Consider the following 17,857-nt stretch of genomic DNA (forward strand, 5'->3'; position numbering starts at 1 on the left):
AAGACGAATCTACCGACCGCCGCTGTCCGATACCGCCTGGCACGAAAGCGTTTGCCTCAGGCCCGTTGCAAGGTGAACAGCGGCCGGATATCGCCTGCCACCGTACCGCGCGCGTTGCGGATCTGCGGCTGGCGGAAGCGCTCCAGCGCCGCGCGGCGCGTGTCGTCGAGCAGGCCAAGCTGGTCGAGCACCTTGTAGGTGATGGTGTGCAGGCCGCGGTTGTTGCCGTCCATGACCTTGATGGCGATGCCGATCCCGGCCGAGCGGACGCCGATCGCCTGCACGGCGTCGGCGCCGATCTTGGCCACCCAGTCGCCGCCGCCCGCGCTCATCAGGATGAGGTCGCTGCGCTCGGTGCCGGAGACCATGTCGGGCCGCCCCGTCATGGCGTCGAACAGCGGTCCGAGTGCCGCACCCAGGCGCGGATCGCGGGCGCCCTGGCCGAGACGGGCATACAGGTGCGCCAGGCTCGCCAGCGGCAGCGCGTAGTTCGGCGCCGAGCAGCCGTCGATCCCCAGCGGCAGGCTGGCTTCGGGCTGGCCGACCGCGTCGGCCAGCGCGGCGCGGATGGCCCGCTGCAGGGGGTGCTGCGGGTCGACATAGCCTTCGAGCGGCGCGCCGTGCTGGCGGCACCAGCCGAGAAAGCCGCTGTGCTTGCCCGAGCAGTTGTGGTGCAGTGGGGTGAAGCGGGTGGCCGGTACGGGCAGCCCCATCGCGTCGTAGTAGAGCGGCGTGCCGCAGCCGCATTCGAGGTGGGCTTCGTCCACGCCGATCTTGTCGAGGATGGCGCGCACGCCCGCCAGGTGCTTTTCCTCGCCCGAGTGGCTGGCGCACAGCAGCGCCAGTTCGCCCTGTTCGAGGCCGAACTTCGCGGGGCCCTCGCCGGCCAGGAAGGGCAGGGCCTGGAAGGGCTTCAGGGCCGAACGGGTGAAAGTGGGGTAGTGCGGGTCGCCGGCCCAGGCCAGCAGCTTGCCGCTTGTATCGACGACGGCGATCGAGCCGGCATGGACGTTCTCGACGACATAGCCGGAGGAGGGGTAGCCACGGGTGGTGGCGACAAGGGGGACAGCCTGCATGCTCGGTTCTCGCAAAAATGAATCGGTCATCAATGTAAACCAGGGCCGCGCCGCGCAGCGCACGCGCAGCCGGGCACTGGTGGAGATTACATCGGCGGCCCGAAGCGACCAGCCTGATAGTCGCGGATCGCCTCTTCGATCTCGGCGCGCGAGTTCATCACGAATGGCCCATGCGAGACGAGCGGCGCGCCGATCGGGTCGGCGTGGCCGAGCAGGACGAAGGTGTCGCTTGGCGCGTCCTCGGGCGCGGCGATGTCGAGCTCGTCGCCTTCGATGGCCATGTCGACCAGGTGGAAGGCACCGATGCGGTCGGCCGCCACGCCCACTTCGAGCGCGCCGCGCACCACGTACAGGAAGACGTTGCGGCGGGCCAGGATCGGCATGCGCAGGCGCCCGCCGGGGCGCAGGCTGACAGTGCTCATGAAGACCCCGGTGAGCGACTCTACCGGTCCCGTGCTGCCGGCGAACTCGCCGGCGACGAGATGTAGCGTGACGCGTCCGCCGTCGAGCGCCAGCGCGGGGATGTCGCTTTGCTGCAGCCCCGTGTACTTCGGCGCCGTCATTTTGAGGTGCGGCGGCAGGTTGACCCACAGTTGCAGGATCTCGAGGCGGCCGCCGCGCTCGAGGAATTCCGGCGGCGACACTTCCGCGTGCACCAGGCCGCTGCCAGCCGTCATCCACTGCACCCCGCCGGCGCGGATGATGCTTTCGTGACCGGCGCTGTCCTTGTGCATCAGCATGCCGGCGAGGATGAAGGTGACGGTCTCGAAGCCGCGGTGCGGATGCGGGCCGAAAGGCAGGCCGCGGTTGTGCGGCGGATAGGTCTGGGGACCGTGGTGGTTCAGGAACAGGAAGGGATCGACCTGGTCCAGGTGCGCGCTGGGCAGCGGCCGCTGGGTGACCAGGTCGCCGATGTCGTCACGGTAGGCCGGGTGGACCCGGCGCACGCTCTTGATGCTCATCTCATGCCTCTTTATACGATGCGTTGTGACTACGATACCGGATTTTGCTGTACCGATCCGGGGTGCACGCGCGTGCCCGTGCGGCCGATGTCCCTGTGCTAGACTCGTTGCAAAATTGCAATGGAGACAGACATGAAGACACGCATTCTCGCCGGCCTGCTGCTGGCCGCCAGTGCGCAGGCTTGCGCCAATGCCGCCCCCGCACAGGACAAACCCGCGCCCGCCGCGCACACGGGCAAGCACACGGGCGGGCAAACGGCGGTGCCCAGCGCCGCCGCGGTCAAGGCGGCCAAGTACGCCGTCACGACCTACCGCAACCGCGTCGTCGAGACCCTGGCCCGGCTGGTCAGCCACAACACGGTGGCCGACCCCAACCTGCCCTCGGACCGCAATCCCGTGCACATCGCCTTCAAGAACACCCTGAAAAGCGAGGCAGAGCGTCTCGGTTTCGACTTCGCCGACCATGGCTGGGTGGTGATCGTCGGCATGGGGCAGGGCAGCGAGCGCGTCGGCATCGTCACCCATGGCGACGTACAGCCGGTCGACCCAAGCAAGTGGAAGAAGTCGCCGTTTGTCCTGGACCAGGCCAGCGAACCGGGCAAGCTGCTCGCGCGCGGCGCCGAGGACGACAAGGGGCCGATCGCCACCGCCCTGTATGCGATGAAGGCGCTGAAGGACCAGCAGCTGCCCCTGTCGAAGCGCATCGAGCTGTATGTGTACATGGGCGAGGAATCGAACTGGGAGCCGCTGGTCGAGTTCCTCAAGACCCACGAGCCGCCGCAGATGAACATCACGCTCGACGCCGAATACCCGGCGGTGGTGGCCGAGAAGGCGTCCGGCACCATCGCCGTGACGATTCCGAAGACCGGGGCGCAGGCCGCGCCCGCGGGCGAGCCGAGCATCGCCGCCTTCGCGGGCGGTTTCTTCGGCTCGCAGATCCCGGAAGACGCCAGCGCGACGATCGCCAACGCCACGCCGGCATTGGAAGCGCAGATCCGTGCGCGCGGCGCGAAGCAGGACGGCATGCGCTATGCATTCGTCTGGCGAGGCAGCGAGCTGCAGGTGACGGCGCACGGCGTGTGTCCGCCCATTCGTCGAAACCCGAGGACGGCGTGAACGCGGTGGCGATGCTGGCCGATGCGCTGGCCGTGCGGCCATGGGCGAACACCACGGCCGGCGGCGTCGTCAACTTCCTCAACGAGCTGCTGGGAACAGGCCTGTACGGCGAGAAGTTCGGCAGCATCGCCTACCGCGACGGCTTCATGGGACCGATGACCGTGGCACCGACCGTGATCCGCCAGAAGGACGACGGCATCGAGGTCTCCGTCAACCTGCGTCGCCCGCAGGGCAAGAGCGCCCAGCAGCTGACGAACGAAGTCAATGCGGCGCTGGCGGGGTGGCAGGAGCGTAACCTGCCGCTGGCGAACATCTCGGTGCGTACCGGCGAGCCCTGGCTGCGCCGCGATGCGCCGCAGGTGCCGGTGCTGATGAACGTGTTTTCCTACTTCACGGGCGTGAAGGATCCGAAGCCGGTGGCGATTGGCGGCGGCACCAATTCGCGCCTGTTCCCGAATGCGGTGAGCTTCGGTCCCGGCATGCCGGGGGAGGTGTACACGGGCCACTCCGAACACGAGTTCATCACCCTCAAGCAGCTGCTGCTGAACCTGCAGATGTACACGGCGGTGCTGGCCGAACTGGCGAAATAGGCGCTGGCGCGGGCGTGCAAGGCACGCTCCTGCCCATCGTGTCGCGGCATCATGCCGCCGCGCTCAATGCCCTTGTTGAGCGCCGAGCGCGTTGCGCAGACTCTCCGTGTTCGACTTGATGGTCTCGATGCCGCGCCGTTCGGCGGCGGCGCCTGCGGCCGGGTCCCGGCTTTCCTGCGCCAGCGCCAGTGCGCCCATGGCGATTTGGCTGTCGATAAGCGCTGCCATGTTCGCGCATATGAATTTGGCGGCGTCGGGCTTGAGCGTGGCCCAGGTGCCGGTGGTGCGCTTTCGAACCTGCGCGGGAACCCGGCCGGCTTCGACCTCCTGAATGGCGGCCAGAAGCGGCGCGGCGCCGGTAGCATCCAGGTTCGCGGTCTGCGCCTGGTAGTAGCCGAGGACCTGAAGCTTGAGCTGTTCCAGCTTCGGCGCGGTGGCCGCCTTGCTGCTCGGGCAGCGCTCGGCCATCGCGACATGGTGGAAATACTGTTCGGCTGAAGGCAGAGTGGACGTCGATGCGGCGCTGGCCTGGGCACTGCAGGCGACCGCGAGCGCGGCGACGGAAATGAATTTGCTGGGAGACATGAGGCTTCCATGAGAGGTGAGTTTCGTAATGGAAATTATATGTCAAGCTGAGTGACGTGAGGTGCCAGGCCAGGCCGCGGGGAACGCGAGAATGGCCGGTGCAACACTGTTTTGCTACCGCAGAGTTTGTCAGGGTTTTTCTCGCCAAAATGTGTCAATAATTCTATTCGTTTTGTAGGCTTAGGACTACAAAACTCATCCGCGTAGCAAAAGTCAGCAGCGGAAGTGACCAGTTCTCATAGGAGAGACGCTACCACCCCCCTTGCTTGCTGAGATCAGCCCGGCATGGGTCATTAACTGTTGGAAAAAACATACGTTCTAGTCGGAAAATGTGGTGGAAACGCCATGTTAGGATCGGTTCCTAGTCGCGATCGCCGGGCATTTTTTGCCTGCGCTCGTTTGTTACCTGCCGACATTTAGCGATGCCATGCACAGCAAAGAACTGAAGAAGCCGGACGGACGAAACCTCACTCTCTACAGCAATCGGCCGATCCCGGACGGGCTCATTGCGCCCAGCCCCTTTCCCGACCCGATGCACGCCAACCCGCACCTGCGCTGGCATCCGCTGCGCGGCGAGTGGGTCACCTATGCCGGGTTCCGACAGAACCGCACCTTCCAGCCGCCACCCCAGTACAACCCGCTGGCGGTGACGACCGACCCGAGTAATCCCACCGAACTGCCGCAGGGCGATTACGAAATCGCGGTGTTCGACAACCGCTTTCCTTCGCTCGCGCTCGAATCGCACGACCCGCCGGCGCTGACGGTGCCGACGGCGCCCGCCAACGGCCATTGCGAGGTGGTGGTGTTTACCCAGGACCCGAACGCGGCGCTGGTGCACCTGCCGCTGTCGCGCATCGAACTCCTGTTCCAGGTCTGGGGCGACCGCACCCAGCGTATCGGCGCCCAGCCGCACATCCAGTACGTGCTGCCTTTCGAAAACCGCGGCAGCGAGGTCGGCGTGACGCTGCACCATCCGCACGGCCAGATCTATTCCTATCCCTTCGTGCCGCAGGTGCCGGCGCGCATGCTGGAACAGGAGCGCCTGCACTACGCCGAGCACGGCAGCAACCTGCTGTGCGACATGGCGAAGCGCGAAGCCGAGGACGGACGCCGCGTGCTCTACCAGGACGAGCATGCGATTGCCTTCGTGCCCGCCTGCGCACGCTATCCCTACGAGGTGTGGGTGATGCCCACCAGCCCATGCAAGGACTTTGCCGCGCTCACGCCGCCAGTGCGCACCAGCCTGGCCCGCGCATTGAAGACCGTGCTGCTCAAGTACGAGACCATGTGGAACCGGCCTTTCCCCTACCTGATGGCCTGGTACCAGGCGCCCACCGACGGTGCCGACCATCCGGAAACCCAGCTGCACGCCCAGTTCTATCCGCCTTACCGTTCGCGCGATCGCCTGAAATACCTGGCCGGCACCGAGCTCGGCGCCGGCATGTTCGCGATGGACGTGCTGCCCGAGAACACCGCGGCCGAGCTGCAGGCAGTCGCCGTGTCGCTGGAGGAGGGCGCATGAGCAGAGTCGAGCGCGCCGCCGAGGTCGAAGCCAAGCTTGCGCTGGTACGCGCCTGCCTGGACAAGGCCGGGGCCGCCGCCATCCGCCTGCGCGGGATCGACTGGTTTGCCTGGATCACCGCCGGCGGCTCCAGCGCCGTGCTGCAGACGGCGGAAAGCGGCGTGGCCGAGGTGCTGGTCACGCGCGACGAAGCCGTGGTGCTGACCGACGAGATCGAAGCCGCGCGCCTGCGCGAAGAGGGAGATTCCGGCCGGCTTCACCTTCCACATCGCGCCCCGGGCCCAGACCGAGTTGCATGCGCGCTATGTGCTGGGCCTGGCGGGTGATGGCACCGTGCTGTCGGACCGTCCCCAGAACGGCGAGCAGCCGCTGCCGAACCCGCTGCGCCAGCGCCGCATGGTGCTGGGCGAGGCCGAGCAGGCGCGCTACCGTTTGCTCGGGCGCGAGGCGGCCGAGGCGATGACGGAAACCCTGCGTGCGGCCAGGCCCGAGTGGACCGAATGGCAGCTGGCCGGGGCGGGTGCGGCGGCGCTGTGGCGGCGCGGCATCCATCCGGCCCCGGTGATGGCGGCCGGGGCGCGGCGCCTGCCTTTGTTCCGTCATCCGACGCCGTCGCACGAGCCGCTCGGCGCGCGCGCCATGCTGGTGTTCTGCGCGCGCCGCCACGGCCTGTACGCGAACCTGACGCGCTTCGTCAGTTTCGGCGGCGAGGGCAGTGCGCCGCAGGAGCAGTCCATGTTGATGGAAATCGAGGCCACCGGCCTGGCCGCGGTCACACCGGGCAAGTCGCTTTCGGCGGTGTACCACGCGTTCGACGCCGCCTACCGCCATGCCGACCGCGAGAAGGCGATCGACGAGCACCACCAGGGCGGCATCACCGGCTACCTGGCGCGCGAGATCGTCGCCACGCCCAGCACGGCCGCCAGCCTGGAACCCGGCATGGCATTCGCATTCAACCCCAGCCTTGCGGGACTGAAGATCGAGGACACCTTCCTCCTCGGCCCGCAGGGACTGGACAACCTGACCCTGGATCCGCAGTGGCCTGCCGTGAACGTGCATGGCCGCCAGCGGCCGCTTTGGCTGGAGACAAGCTGATGGTGACGACCGATTCCTTCTTCGGCGGGCCGCCCGAGGTCCATGCATCCGCCCCCGGGCGCGTGAACCTGCTGGGCGAGCACACGGACTACAACGACGGCTTCATGCTGCCGGTGGCCACGCCCCAGCGCACGACGGTGGCGCTGGCCCGGAGCAACGACGATCATTTCTATTTCTATTCGAGCACGCTCGACGCGAACGTCACCTTCGCGCCGAACGGCAGCGCCCCCGCCGGTTTCGGCAGCTATATCGAGGGCTGCATCCGCCTGGTCGAGGCCGAGGGCGTGCAGGTGCCGCCGCTGCGGGTCTGGGTGTCGACCGACGTGCCGGTCGGTTCGGGCCTGTCCTCGAGCGCGGCGCTGGAGGTGGCAATGCTGCGCGGCCTGCGCCAGCTGCTCGGCTTCGAACTCGACGACGTCAAGCTCGCGCGCCTGGCCCAGCGTGCCGAGATCGAATACGCGCGGGTCAACTGCGGCATCATGGACCAGATGGCCTCGAGCCTGGCCGACGAGTCGAACATGCTGTTCATCGACGCCCGCACGCTCGAGCACCGGCTGGCGCCGCTGCCGGAAGGCACCGAGATCATCGTCATCGACTCGGGCGTGGCGCGCAAGCTGGCCGGCAGCAAGTACAACGAACGGCGCGCCGAGTGCGGGAAGCCTCGCGCAAGCTCGGTGAAGGCGCTGCGCGACGTGCAGGACCCGGAGGCCGTGGAAGCGCTGCCCGAGCCGCAGCGCCGTCGCGCACGCCACGTGGTACGCGAAAACCTGCGCGTGCTGGAAGCGGCCGAAGGCGTGTCGGCCGAGCGCTTCGGCGAGCTGATGAACGCATCGCACTACAGCCTGCGCGACGATTACGAAGTCTCGATCCCCGAGCTCGACGTGCTGTGCGAGCTGTTGCGGGCGCAGGAAGGCGTGCTCGGTGCGCGCCTGACCGGTGCCGGCTTCGGCGGCGCCTGCGTTGCACTGTGCCGCGCAGGCCATGCGCAGCAGGCCGCAGCGGCCGCCCTTGCCGCTTACAACCGGGACGGCCGCCAGGGCCGCATCCTGATTCCCGTTCCGACTGAATGAAAGGATAATAATGAGTCAGTTTGAATATCCACGTCCCCAACTGGTGCGCGACAACTGGATCAGCCTGAACGGCAAATGGCGCTTCTGTTTCGACGACGCGATGCGCTTCAAGCTGCCCGACGACGTGACCGAGTGGACGCACGAGATCGAAGTGCCGTTCGCACCCGAAACCAGAATGTCGGGTATCGGCGATACGGGCTTTCACAGGGTCTGCTGGTACGAACGCGAGTTCACCCTCACGCCCACCGACGGAAGGACGATCCTGCACTTCGGCGCGGTCGACTATGCCGCGCGGGTCTGGGTCAACGGCCGCCAGGTAGCCGAACACGAGGGCGGCCATACGCCGTTCTCGGCCGACATCACCTCCGCCATGAGCGCGGACGGCAAGCAGGTCGTGACGGTGTACGTCGAGGATGATCCGGCCGACCTGGCCAAGCCGCGCGGCAAGCAGGACTGGCTGCTGGAAGCCCACTCGATCTGGTATCCACGCACCACCGGCATCTGGCAGACCGTCTGGGTCGAGCAGATCGGCAACACCCATATCGCCAAGCTGAAGTGGACGCCGATTTTTGAGACCTTCGAAATCGGCTGCGAGGTCTTCGCCGGCGGCGACATCCGCGACGACATGTTCGTCGAGGTCAAGATCTGGCATGGCGAACAGTTGCTGGCCGACGATTATTACAAACTGCTGGCGGGCGAGGCGAACCGCAAGATTGCGCTGTCCGACCCGGGCATCGACGACTCGCGCAATGAATTGCTGTGGAGCCCGGAGCGCCCGACGCTGCTCGACGCCGAGGTCACGCTGCGCTGCAACGGCCAGGTGCTCGACCGCATCCGCTCGTACACGGCGCTGCGTTCGGTGGCGATCAACCGCGACCGCTTCATGTTGAATGGAAGGCCATACCAGCTGCGCCTGGTGCTCGACCAGGGCTACTGGCCCGAATCCTTCCTCACCGGCCCGTCGGACGAGCATTTGAGGCGCGACGTCGAGCTGGCCAAGCTGATGGGCTTCAATGGCGTGCGCAAGCACCAGAAGATCGAGGATCCGCGCTACCTGTACTGGGCCGACAGGCTGGGCCTGCTGGTGTGGGAAGAGATGCCCTCGGCCTACCGCTTCAGCCCGAAAGCGATCTCGCGCATGGTGCGCGAGTGGACCGAGGCCATCGACCGCGACTACAGCCATCCCTGCATCATCGTCTGGGTGGCCTTCAACGAGTCGTGGGGCGTGCCGAACCTGACGCTGACCCAGGCCCATCGCAATGCCGTGGAGGCCCTGTACCACCTGACGCGCACGCTCGACTCGACGCGGCCGGTGATCGGCAACGACGGCTGGGAAGCTTCGGCCACCGACATCCTCGGCATCCACGACTACGACTGCGATCCGGAAAAGCTGGGCGCGCGCTATGCGGTGACCGACCCGGTGCGCACGCTGTTCGACCAGCGCCGTCCGGGCGGGCGCATCCTGACGCTGGACGGCTTCCCCCACCGCGGCCAGCCGATCGTGCTGACCGAGTTCGGCGGCATCGCCTTCGATACCAAGGGAACGCCGGAAGAGGGCACCTGGGGCTATTCGCGCTCGACCACGGCGGAAGGCTTCCATAACCTCTACCGCGGCCTGCTGAAGGTCGTCAACGAAACCTTCATGTTCAGCGGCTTCTGCTACACGCAGTTCGCCGACACCTTCCAGGAAGCGAACGGCCTGCTCAACGCGGACCGGACGCCCAAGCTGCCGTTCGAAGACATCTATGCGGCGACGCGCAACCTGGCGTCGGTGCACCAGACAACCAAAGAGGAAATCCGGCCAGGCGCCGTCTGATCCTCCGCAAGGAGGAAACGGGCGGTCGGGCCAGTAGCGCAAGAAACCGTCATCAACCGACCGCCCGGCCGTGGGCGACAAGGAGAATCAACATGAGTACCATCGTCGTCTTCAGCCACCTGCGCTGGGATTTTGTTTTCCAGCGTCCCCAGCACCTGCTGACCCGCCTGGCCCGCCAGCACCGCGTCCTGTTCATCGAGGAACCTGTCCTCGATGAAGGGGGACCGGTCCGGATGGAATGCCTGGAGCGCGGCCCGAACCTCACGGTGTGCAAGCCGCATACGCCGCTGCATGCGACGGGCTACCACGACGACCAGATCGCACTCGTGCTGCCGCTCCTGTCCGAGCTGGTACCGCCAGGCGAGCGGCCCGTCGCCTGGTTCTACACGCCGATGGCGCTGCCGCTGCTGCAGGCGCTGCGCCCGCGCCTGGTGGTGTATGACTGCATGGACGAGCTGGCCTCGTTCGCGAATGCGCCCAAGCAACTGCTGCAGCGCGAGACGGCGCTCCTGAAACTGGCCGACCTGGTCTTTGCCGGCGGCCCCAGCCTGTACGAGGCGAAGCGCCAGCGCCACCCGAATGCCCATTGTTTCCCCAGCAGCGTCGACGTCGCCCATTTCAGCAGTGCGCTCGACCGGTCGAGCAGCCATCCGGCGCAGGAAGCCATTCCCGGTCCGCGCCTGGGTTTCTATGGCGTCATCGACGAGCGCATCGACCTGGCCCTGGTCGACGCCGTGGCCGCCGCCCGCCCGGAGTGGCAGCTGGTGCTGGCCGGTCCGGTCGTGAAGATCAGCGAAGACAGCCTGCCGCGCCGGCCGAACATCCATTACCTGGGCCAGCAGCCCTATGACGCGCTGCCGCGCCTGCTGGCTGGCTGGGACGTCTGCCTGATGCCCTTCGCGCTGAACGAGGCGACCCGCTTCATCAGCCCGACCAAGGTGCTCGAGTACATGGCGGCCGAGCTGCCGGTGGTGAGCACGGCGATCGCCGACGTCGTCAATCCGTACGGGCATGTGGTGTCGATCGCCGACGGCGCGGACGCCTTCGTGGCCGCCTGCGAAGCGGCGCTGACCCCTGCATCCCGAGGCACGCGACAGCATGCGCGCCACCATGCGCGACACGGTCGCGCGCACGTCCCGGGAACGCACAGCCGAGGCCATGTCGGCGCTGATCTGGGCAGTCCCGATCGCGCCATGGACGAGGCGCAGGAAGAGGTGCCGTCGCTGCCGCGTACCGCGCGCCATGCCTGAAGCGCAGCGCCCGGGCAGCGCGTGCATGCCCCGGGTGCCTGCGTTATCCGATCAGCTTGCTTTGCCGGGCATGCGTGCCCGGCCTGCGCTGCCCCGTTTATCCCCCTTCCTGCGCCGTGCCCGTTTGGCCGCATGCATCCGCTCCGCTTGCCGCGCTGTCCGCGCGGGCAAGGGAGCCGGCGCGCATCGTGGCATCCGCCGTGGCGCTGATCTTGTTGCTTGTTCTCGCCCCGGCAGCGGCACTGCTGCCCGCACGCCTGGCCCGCGCCGAAACGCTCGCCTCGAGCGGGCATCGTGGCGCCAGTCCCGTCGGTCCGGAACCGGTAGCGGAACGCCACCACGGCGGCTTGTACCGGATCAGCGGCCGGGGACGGGTTGCCTACCTGTTTGGCACCGTGCACGTCGGCGCGCCTTCCTTCTACCCGATGGCGCCGGAAGTGGAGCGGGCGCTGGCCGGGGCCGACCAAGTCGTGGTCGAGCTCGATACGGGCGCCAAGGGCGCTTTCCTTCACGCCCTCGACAGGCATGCCCGTTACGCCGGGCGACGACATCGGCCGCCACCCGGCGCCGGCGACGATGGCGCGCCTGCGCACGGCCTTGCACACGGAAGGCATCAGCGTCGCCAGCATGTCCCACCTGAAACCCCTGGCTGGTGGCCAATCTCTTGATCAGCATGCAGCTCGAACGCCGGGGATACCGGCGTAACGACGGCGTCGAGCAGGTCATGCTGGCCCAGGCGCGCCGGCGCGGTACACGCATCCGCACGCTCGAAAGCGCCGACCTGCAGCTGGGCCTGTTCGACAGCATGAGCGACATCGAGGCCGAGCGCTACCTGCTCGATACGCTCGACGGCCTGGCCGACGGCAGCGCGGCACGGCGCGCCGGCCGGGTGATCGAAGCCTGGCGCTCGGGCAAGGCCGCAGAGCGCGATGCCGCACTGAGCGAGGCCACCAGCGGCGGCTCGGAAACCGCCGATTTCACGCGCCGCAAATTGCTCGGCCAGCGCAACCCCGACATGGCAAGCCGGATCGACACCCTGATGGGCAAGGGCGACGTGCTGTTCGTTGGCGTCGGTTACCTGCACCTGATGGGTGAGAACGGCCTGCCGCAGTTGCTGGCGCAGCGCGGATACCTGGTCGAACGCGTGTATTGACGATTTCCAGCGCCTTGCTGCCTGCCACAACCAGCGCAGACCGGCATGTCGCCTCGTTCGACGACAAGCCAGGTTGAACGCCTGGCTTGGCCTGCCTGCTGCCCTGTCAGCGCCGGATGGCGCCGCCGCTTACGTTCACACGGTCGTTGCTGCGGAAGTCCGGCGTGGTTTCCTGGGTGAGGACTTGGGTGCTGCCATCGTCCATGCGCAGGGTGATGCGGTAGACGCGGTCGGACGACATCGAGCTGCCTGCCGAGCTGCCGCCGACTGCCGCCCCGGCGGCCGTGCCGGCACCGCTCGTGCTGCTGGCACTGCGTGGCACGGTTTCGATCGAGATGACGGTGCTGTTCGGGCTGGTGCTGGACCGCGGTGGCGCTGCCGCCGCTCGAGCTGCCGCTGGCGGTATCGGCCGTGGCGCCGGCGGAGCCGCCTTCGCTCATGCTGCTTACGCCGCCGGAAGTGCCCGAGGTGCCCGAGGTGCCGGAGCTACCGGAAGTGCCCGAGGTGCCGGAGCTACCGGAAGTGCCTGAGGTCCCTGAGGTGCCGGAACTACCGGAAGTACCCGAGGACCCCGAGGTCCCCGAGCTGCCGGAGGTCCCCGAGCTGCCCGACTGGTCGTAGCCGCTGCTGCCCGAGGTGCCCGAGGTTCCCGAGGTGCCCGAGGTGCCCGAGGTTCCCGAGGTGCCCGACGAGCCCGACGAGGAGCCGCCGCCCCAACCACCCGATCCGCTGGTGCTGGTCCCGGCTCCGGTGCCGGACATGCCGCCGCTGCCGGTCGAACCGCCCGAGGAACTGCCGCTGGCGCTGCTGCCGCCGCTGTCACCGCCGCCGCGCATGCCGGCGCAGCCCGACAGGCCGATCGCGACGGCCAGCAAACCCGCCAGGAGCACGCTCTGGTGTTGTTGTTTCATATCGATCCTCCGTTGATTTTGTCGATGGGATGCGTGACGATGCCGTCTGCCACTCCGGTAAGAGGGCTGAACGGGAACGACGTTCCAGCTGACTCGGGTTGAATATGAGCCAGATCAAGCGAGGGTGAAGACGGGAAACGGGTTTCCCTGCAGACTCAGCTGCGCTGCAGGGCGGTTTTCGGCAACAGCATCCAGAGGATCGCGCAGGTGAGGAGCGCGGCGCTGCAGTCGACCATCCAGTCGCGCACGTCGGCGCCGCGGTAGGGGAACATGCTTTGCACCAGCTCGTCGATGGCACCCATGAGCGCGATGGCAATAATCGTTGCGCGGCTGCGGCTGGCCGCGTTCCCGCTGCTGGCGGTAAACCACAGCAGCGCCAGCGTCGCGTAAGCCAGCGAATGCAGCACGACACCGGGCGCGTACTGGCCGATGTCGGCGCGCGCGCCAGGGATCGAGCCGGCGATCACGATGGTCAGGAACATGACGAGCGCGGCAGCATAGCGCAAGCGGTTCAGGCGCGGGTCGAGCAGCAGGAAGGTCAGGAAGGACGGCATGGTTGACGAAATGGCAAAGCGACAACCATACCATGTCCGGGCGGCGGGCGCCGCCACGGCACTAGCCGCACATCAGATGGTCAAGGCCGGGGCGCCGTCCGCGTAGCGGGCGTCGAAACAGCTCTCGCACTCGGCGCAGAACAGGTGTGCCACGCGTACCGAGGTCTGGCGCAGCACGAGCTTGAGCTTGCCTTGCTGGCACTTGGGACAGATTTCGCGGACGTTGCCGAAGGTCAGGAGCGTGAGGGTGGAATGCTCGCCGTCGACATGGTCGACGACGACCAGAGGATTGAGCTCGCTGAGAACCAGATAGTCGAAGCCGTCGCACTGGCGGCGGCTGTCGGAGGAGGATGCGTGGGTAGTCTGTTCAGGAAAATGATGATTCATCGGTCGAACTCCCTTGTGTTTTGACATGCCGTGCAACTGCGCTTTGTCCTCTTGGATATTCCTTGCAGGCAACCCATGGCGGGGCCGGCGGGGAAGGCAGGTTTCGGCGCGCGAACTTCATCATAGTCAAAAGCGGATGCGCTGCAAGGTCTGCCCGTCCTTTTATTCCTTGCACATAATTTGGAACAAAAAAATGCCCACCAGGAGAGAGTGGTGGGCACAACCCAAGACCGGGCCAAGAGACGGTGTTCGGTGGGTGTGCGGCGCGAAGCACCGCACACCTGTCTGCAATCACGCATATCGGTTGCGTGTACTGCAGATGAATTCAGTATAGGCAGGCATTGTGACCGGGGTATGACGTAGCGCAACCTCTGCAGCTCTTCCAGGAACGAACTCGGCGGCTGACGATCTATGGAAGGGGTAGTTTTCGCTGGATGGGCAAAAAAAAGCCCGCTTCGTGAGCGGGCTGAAGACTATTTTCTTGGAGGAGAATAGTGGAGACAGGTGCCATTATGTTGCGTCGCGACATACGTGTCTAATTGTCTATTCAGATACCAGACATGCGAACGGTGAATATGTTTCGGCAACTGTCATACATATGCTTTGGTGCGAATCACTTCCGGAGATATCCGCCCAGCAGCTCCACTGGGAAAAACCTTGTCGCACGGGCTTGAGCGAGGGGCGGTCACGGGATGAATGGTCTCCAAAAACAGTCCTTGCGCCGAAATCGACGCGCAAACGGTCACGCAGACGGATGTAAAACAGCTATTCGCGCACCGGCACCGTGTAGTTCAGCGGCATGCGCCCGCCGTCGGCGTACAGGGTTTGCCCGGTAATATAGGACGCGTCGTCGCTGGCAAGGAAGGCGGCGATGGCGGCGATTTCTTCGGGTTCGCCGCAACGCCCGAGCGGCGTGCGCGACAGGATGGTGTGGCGCGCTTCCGGGCTGGACAGGACGGCCTGCTTCGCCAGTTCCGTCAGGATGGTTCCGGGGCCGATCGCGTTCACGCGGATGCCGTGCTGCGCCAGGCCGATGGCGGCTACACGCGTGAGCTGGTTGACGCCGCCCTTGGACACCACGTACGGAATCTGGTTCGGTATCACGAGTTCGGCGTTCACGCTCGACATGTTGATGATGCAGCCGCTCTGGCGCTTGACCATGTCGCGCGCCGCCGCCTGGCTGCACAGGAACATCGATTTCAGGTTGATGCGCAACACGCGGTCGAAATCCTCCTCGGAGAGATCGAGGAAGTCGGCGGCATGGGTGACGCCCGCGTTGTTGATGAGTATGTCCAGCTGTCCGAAGGCGTCGACGGTGGCGCGGAAGAGGGCGTCCACGTCGGACTTCTGGCTGACGTCGGCGCAAAAGAAGCGGGCATTGTCGCCCAGGGCTGCGGCGGCGTCGGCGCCCTCGGGGCGCACGTCGGCAAGCATCACGCGTGCGCCCTCGCGCACGAGGCGCTGGGCGCAGGCCAGGCCGATGCCCCTGGCTGGCACCGGTGACGAGGGCGGTCTTGTTGGCGAGTTTCATGTGCGGGCTTTCACGGGTTCGGGAAGGGCATTGTAGCGGCAGCCCGGCCCCGCATGCACGGGAGCTGCGGCGAGTCTGCCCCGTCAGCCGGTGACTGCGGGCGCATACCTTTCCGCAGCGGTGGGCCGGCCGAAGTCAGCTGCCGATGCCGGCGCTGCCGGCGTCCCGGCAGTCGACCCGCAATGGTTTACAGCATGATCGGCTTGTCCGGCAGCTCGTTCGGGCGCGTCCCGTTGGCCGGGAAATGTTCGCGCAACAAGGAGTTGACCTGCTCGATCGCCGCCAGCGTGGCCTCATGATAATTGCCGCGCTTGAAGCCTTCGGTCATCGTGCGGCACACGGCTTGCCAGGTGCTGCTGTCGATCTTGCGGTCGATGCCGCGGTCGGCCACGATGTCGACCTTGTGCTCGGCCAGGTTCACATACAGCAGCACGCCGCAATTGTCCTCGGTGTCCCAGACACCGTAGTCGGCGAACAGGGCCAGGGCGCGCTGGCGGTTGCTGATGCCGTCCCAGGCCTCGTCGGTGGGCAGGGCCGCCTCGACGATGAAGCGCACCTCCCCCGGTGCGTTTGCTCGCCGGCGGTAATGGCCTGCGCGGCGGCCGCGAGGGTTGCTTCCGGAAAGGCGCGCTGGGCGTCGGCCTTGCTGCTGCGCCAGTGGCGGATGACCCGGCCCAGGCGCTGTCCAAACGATGCGTGTTCCATTACCAGTCTCCCGAAGCGCCGCCGCCGTCGAAGGTGCCGCCGCCGCCGGAGAAACCGCCTCCGCCAAAGCCGCCGCCACCGCCGGAGAAGCCGCCGAAGCCGCCACCGCCGCGGCCCATGTTGCCGATCACGTTACCGAGGATGAAACCGGTGGCGCCGCTGCCCCAGCCGCCACGCGACAGGCGTGGACGGCGCGGACGGAAAATCGAACGCACCAGCATGAAACCAAAGACCAACATCAAGATACCGAACATACCGATCCCGCCTCCTTCCGTGTTACCGCCGTTGGGGGCTAGCTGCTGCCCCTGTTGTTGCTGCGCCGCGGGAAATCGCTCCCGGTTCAGCAGCGTGGCGATCGCGCCCACGCCTGCGACCAGGCCCTCGTAATAATGGTTTTGCCGAAAGTGCGGGGCGATCACGTCCTGCAGGATGCGCTTCGATTGCGCGTCCGTCAGCACCCCCTGCACGCCGCGTCCCGCCTCGATGCGCAGGCGGCGCAGCGCACCCGGGTTGTCGCGCGCAACCAGCAGGATCACGCCGTCGTCGACGCCCTTGCGCCCGATCTTCCAGGCTTCCGCCACGCGGATGCCGTATTGCTCGATCGCTTCCGGCTCGGTCGACTTCACCAGCAGCACCGCGATCTGGTTGCCAGTCTGGGCCTCGTGCTGGGCCAGTACCGCTTCCAGGCGCTGGCGCTGGGTGGCGTCGAGCATGCCAGCCATGTCGGTGACGTGGCTCGTCAGCGGCGGCACCGCTTTCAGCTGGGCCTGCGCAGGCGCGGCCAGCATGCAGGCCAGCAGGAGTAACCAGCACTGTCGCAGCAAGTTCATCGCGTCACTTGCCGAAGTTGACCGTCGGCGCGGTCGAGATTGCTTTTTCGTTCTCGACCGTGAACGATGGCCGCGCTTCATAGCCGAACATCATTGCCGTCAGGTTGGTCGGGAACTTGCGCACGGTAACGTTATAGTCCTGCACCGAGGCGATGTAGCGCTGGCGCGCCACGGTGATGCGGTTTTCAGTGCCCTCGAGCTGCGATTGCAGGTCGCGGAAGCTGGTGTCGGCCTTGAGCTCAGGATATTTTTCGGAGACGACCATCAGGCGCGACAGCGCGCTCGACAGTTCACCCTGCACCTGCTGGAATTTCTGGAATGCCTGAGGATTGTTCAGCACTTCGGGCGTGATCTGGAAACTGGTGGCGGCTGCGCGCGCACGGGTGACCGCTTCCAGGGTCTCCCGTTCGTGCGAGGCATAGCCCTTGACGGTGTTCACCAGGTTCGGAATCAGGTCGGCGCGGCGCTGGTACTGGTTGACCACTTCGCCCCAGGCGGCCTTGGTGGCTTCGTCCTTGACCTGGAAGTCGTTGTAGCCGCAGCCCGAGAGCAGCGAGCCGGCGAGGGTGGCAAGCGCCAGCAGGCGGGTCCAGCGCGCAATAATGGAAGACGTCATCATGTTCTTGTCCATGCGAGTTGTCGAATGGTCAAAAATATACCCGTTTGCCGCGACGCCGGTCGCACGGTCGTGCTGGACGCGGGGC

The 17,857-nt window shown here is 66.5% G+C and carries 21 protein-coding genes and 1 pseudogene; 12 read left to right on the forward strand and 10 right to left on the reverse strand.

Annotated elements, in window-relative coordinates:
* Nucleotides 1-56: 56 nt before the first annotated feature.
* Both G4G31_RS10525 and G4G31_RS10530 read right to left on the reverse strand, forming a co-directional pair.
* A complete protein-coding gene (locus G4G31_RS10525; RefSeq protein ID WP_182991378.1) occupies nt 57-1,076 on the reverse strand; it encodes an asparaginase in 1,020 nt (339 codons plus the stop codon).
* Between the two features lie 86 nt (nt 1,077-1,162).
* Nucleotides 1,163-2,038, reverse strand: coding sequence for a pirin family protein (locus G4G31_RS10530; protein WP_182991379.1), 876 nt, complete (start codon nt 2,036-2,038; stop codon nt 1,163-1,165).
* 132 nt (nt 2,039-2,170) lie between these two features.
* Between G4G31_RS10530 and G4G31_RS25695 the strand changes: the two genes are divergently transcribed.
* Nucleotides 2,171-3,154 (forward strand): M20/M25/M40 family metallo-hydrolase, encoded by a 984-nt coding sequence (locus G4G31_RS25695; protein ID WP_229425499.1) that lies wholly within the window; start codon nt 2,171-2,173, stop codon nt 3,152-3,154.
* Nucleotides 3,118-3,744, forward strand: a complete 627-nt coding sequence (locus G4G31_RS25700; protein ID WP_229425500.1) for a M20/M25/M40 family metallo-hydrolase — start codon at nt 3,118-3,120, stop codon at nt 3,742-3,744. The genes G4G31_RS25695 and G4G31_RS25700 overlap by 37 nt, the downstream gene beginning before the upstream one ends.
* A 63-nt stretch (nt 3,745-3,807) precedes the next feature.
* Here the strand turns inward: G4G31_RS25700 and G4G31_RS10540 are convergent, their stop codons facing one another.
* The gene (locus tag G4G31_RS10540; protein WP_182991380.1) at nt 3,808-4,329 is read right to left on the reverse strand and encodes a hypothetical protein; all 522 of its coding nucleotides are present in this window, start codon (nt 4,327-4,329) and stop codon (nt 3,808-3,810) included.
* 427 nt (nt 4,330-4,756) lie between these two features.
* Between G4G31_RS10540 and galT the strand changes: the two genes are divergently transcribed.
* The 8 genes from galT to G4G31_RS10575 all read left to right on the forward strand — a co-directional run bounded on the left by galT (nt 4,757) and on the right by G4G31_RS10575 (nt 12,235).
* The gene (galT, locus tag G4G31_RS10545) at nt 4,757-5,851 is read left to right on the forward strand and encodes a galactose-1-phosphate uridylyltransferase (RefSeq protein WP_182991381.1); all 1,095 of its coding nucleotides are present in this window, start codon (nt 4,757-4,759) and stop codon (nt 5,849-5,851) included.
* Nucleotides 5,848-6,177, forward strand: a complete 330-nt coding sequence (locus G4G31_RS25705) for a hypothetical protein (RefSeq protein WP_229425501.1) — start codon at nt 5,848-5,850, stop codon at nt 6,175-6,177. The genes galT and G4G31_RS25705 overlap by 4 nt, the downstream gene beginning before the upstream one ends.
* Nucleotides 6,143-6,946 (forward strand): Xaa-Pro peptidase family protein, encoded by an 804-nt coding sequence (locus tag G4G31_RS10550; RefSeq protein ID WP_229425502.1) that lies wholly within the window; start codon nt 6,143-6,145, stop codon nt 6,944-6,946. The genes G4G31_RS25705 and G4G31_RS10550 overlap by 35 nt, the downstream gene beginning before the upstream one ends.
* A complete protein-coding gene (gene galK, locus G4G31_RS10555; RefSeq protein ID WP_182991382.1) occupies nt 6,946-8,016 on the forward strand; it encodes a galactokinase in 1,071 nt (356 codons plus the stop codon). Before G4G31_RS10550 ends, galK begins: the two co-directional genes overlap by 1 nt.
* 10 nt (nt 8,017-8,026) lie before the next feature.
* A complete protein-coding gene (locus G4G31_RS10560; protein ID WP_182991383.1) occupies nt 8,027-9,832 on the forward strand; it encodes a glycoside hydrolase family 2 protein in 1,806 nt (601 codons plus the stop codon).
* A gap of 92 nt (nt 9,833-9,924) precedes the next feature.
* Nucleotides 9,925-11,082, forward strand: coding sequence for a glycosyltransferase (locus G4G31_RS10565; RefSeq protein WP_182991384.1), 1,158 nt, complete (start codon nt 9,925-9,927; stop codon nt 11,080-11,082).
* A 188-nt stretch (nt 11,083-11,270) separates the two neighbouring features.
* Nucleotides 11,271-11,750, forward strand: a complete 480-nt coding sequence (locus G4G31_RS10570; protein ID WP_182991385.1) for a TraB/GumN family protein — start codon at nt 11,271-11,273, stop codon at nt 11,748-11,750.
* The gene (locus tag G4G31_RS10575; RefSeq protein ID WP_182991386.1) at nt 11,735-12,235 is read left to right on the forward strand and encodes a TraB/GumN family protein; all 501 of its coding nucleotides are present in this window, start codon (nt 11,735-11,737) and stop codon (nt 12,233-12,235) included. Before G4G31_RS10570 ends, G4G31_RS10575 begins: the two co-directional genes overlap by 16 nt.
* Nucleotides 12,236-12,341: 106 nt before the next feature.
* On the opposite strand, the gene G4G31_RS25710 is transcribed toward G4G31_RS10575, so the two are convergent.
* A complete protein-coding gene (locus G4G31_RS25710; protein ID WP_229425503.1) occupies nt 12,342-12,557 on the reverse strand; it encodes a hypothetical protein in 216 nt (71 codons plus the stop codon).
* A 47-nt stretch (nt 12,558-12,604) separates the two neighbouring features.
* On the opposite strand from G4G31_RS25710, the gene G4G31_RS25715 reads away from it, so the two are divergent.
* Both G4G31_RS25715 and G4G31_RS25720 read left to right on the forward strand, forming a co-directional pair.
* A complete protein-coding gene (locus tag G4G31_RS25715; protein WP_229425504.1) occupies nt 12,605-12,856 on the forward strand; it encodes a hypothetical protein in 252 nt (83 codons plus the stop codon).
* A gap of 15 nt (nt 12,857-12,871) precedes the next feature.
* Complete coding sequence (locus G4G31_RS25720) at nt 12,872-13,162, forward strand: hypothetical protein (RefSeq protein ID WP_229425505.1); 291 nt, start codon at nt 12,872-12,874, stop codon at nt 13,160-13,162.
* 139 nt (nt 13,163-13,301) lie between these two features.
* Here G4G31_RS25720 and G4G31_RS10585 read toward each other — a convergent pair whose 3' ends face one another.
* From G4G31_RS10585 to G4G31_RS10610, 6 genes and pseudogenes are all read right to left on the reverse strand, one after another.
* Nucleotides 13,302-13,700, reverse strand: coding sequence for a VanZ family protein (locus tag G4G31_RS10585; RefSeq protein ID WP_182991388.1), 399 nt, complete (start codon nt 13,698-13,700; stop codon nt 13,302-13,304).
* 72 nt (nt 13,701-13,772) lie between these two features.
* Nucleotides 13,773-14,087: a hypothetical protein gene (locus tag G4G31_RS10590; RefSeq protein WP_182991389.1), complete on the reverse strand. Its 315-nt coding sequence runs from the start codon at nt 14,085-14,087 to the stop codon at nt 13,773-13,775.
* A gap of 765 nt (nt 14,088-14,852) precedes the next feature.
* Nucleotides 14,853-15,618 (reverse strand): annotated as a pseudogene (locus tag G4G31_RS10595) (SDR family NAD(P)-dependent oxidoreductase).
* Nucleotides 15,619-15,805: 187 nt separating this feature from the next.
* On the reverse strand, nt 15,806-16,174 hold the full coding sequence (locus G4G31_RS10600; RefSeq protein ID WP_308622152.1) for a TPM domain-containing protein: 369 nt from the start codon (nt 16,172-16,174) through the stop codon (nt 15,806-15,808).
* Nucleotides 16,175-16,322: 148 nt separating this feature from the next.
* Nucleotides 16,323-17,153: a YgcG family protein gene (locus G4G31_RS10605; protein WP_182991390.1), complete on the reverse strand. Its 831-nt coding sequence runs from the start codon at nt 17,151-17,153 to the stop codon at nt 16,323-16,325.
* A gap of 4 nt (nt 17,154-17,157) precedes the next feature.
* Nucleotides 17,158-17,769, reverse strand: coding sequence for a LemA family protein (locus tag G4G31_RS10610; RefSeq protein WP_182991743.1), 612 nt, complete (start codon nt 17,767-17,769; stop codon nt 17,158-17,160).
* Nucleotides 17,770-17,857 lie beyond the last annotated feature (88 nt).

It is taken from the genome of Massilia sp. Se16.2.3, from assembly GCF_014171595.1.
GTDB lineage: Bacteria > Pseudomonadota > Gammaproteobacteria > Burkholderiales > Burkholderiaceae_D > Telluria.

Coding starts and splice junctions, on each gene's coding strand:
- G4G31_RS10525 (WP_182991378.1), bottom strand. CDS start 1,076: ATGCAGGCTGTCCCCCTTGTCGCCACCACCCGTGGCTACCCCTCCTCC.
- G4G31_RS10530 (WP_182991379.1), bottom strand. CDS start 2,038: ATGAGCATCAAGAGCGTGCGCCGGGTCCACCCGGCCTACCGTGACGAC.
- G4G31_RS25695 (WP_229425499.1), top strand. CDS start 2,171: ATGAAGACACGCATTCTCGCCGGCCTGCTGCTGGCCGCCAGTGCGCAG.
- G4G31_RS10540 (WP_182991380.1), bottom strand. CDS start 4,329: ATGTCTCCCAGCAAATTCATTTCCGTCGCCGCGCTCGCGGTCGCCTGC.
- galT (WP_182991381.1), top strand. CDS start 4,757: ATGCACAGCAAAGAACTGAAGAAGCCGGACGGACGAAACCTCACTCTC.
- G4G31_RS25705 (WP_229425501.1), top strand. CDS start 5,848: ATGAGCAGAGTCGAGCGCGCCGCCGAGGTCGAAGCCAAGCTTGCGCTG.
- galK (WP_182991382.1), top strand. CDS start 6,946: ATGGTGACGACCGATTCCTTCTTCGGCGGGCCGCCCGAGGTCCATGCA.
- G4G31_RS10560 (WP_182991383.1), top strand. CDS start 8,027: ATGAGTCAGTTTGAATATCCACGTCCCCAACTGGTGCGCGACAACTGG.
- G4G31_RS10565 (WP_182991384.1), top strand. CDS start 9,925: ATGAGTACCATCGTCGTCTTCAGCCACCTGCGCTGGGATTTTGTTTTC.
- G4G31_RS10585 (WP_182991388.1), bottom strand. CDS start 13,700: ATGCCGTCCTTCCTGACCTTCCTGCTGCTCGACCCGCGCCTGAACCGC.
- G4G31_RS10590 (WP_182991389.1), bottom strand. CDS start 14,087: ATGAATCATCATTTTCCTGAACAGACTACCCACGCATCCTCCTCCGAC.
- G4G31_RS10605 (WP_182991390.1), bottom strand. CDS start 17,153: ATGAACTTGCTGCGACAGTGCTGGTTACTCCTGCTGGCCTGCATGCTG.
- G4G31_RS10610 (WP_182991743.1), bottom strand. CDS start 17,769: ATGACGTCTTCCATTATTGCGCGCTGGACCCGCCTGCTGGCGCTTGCC.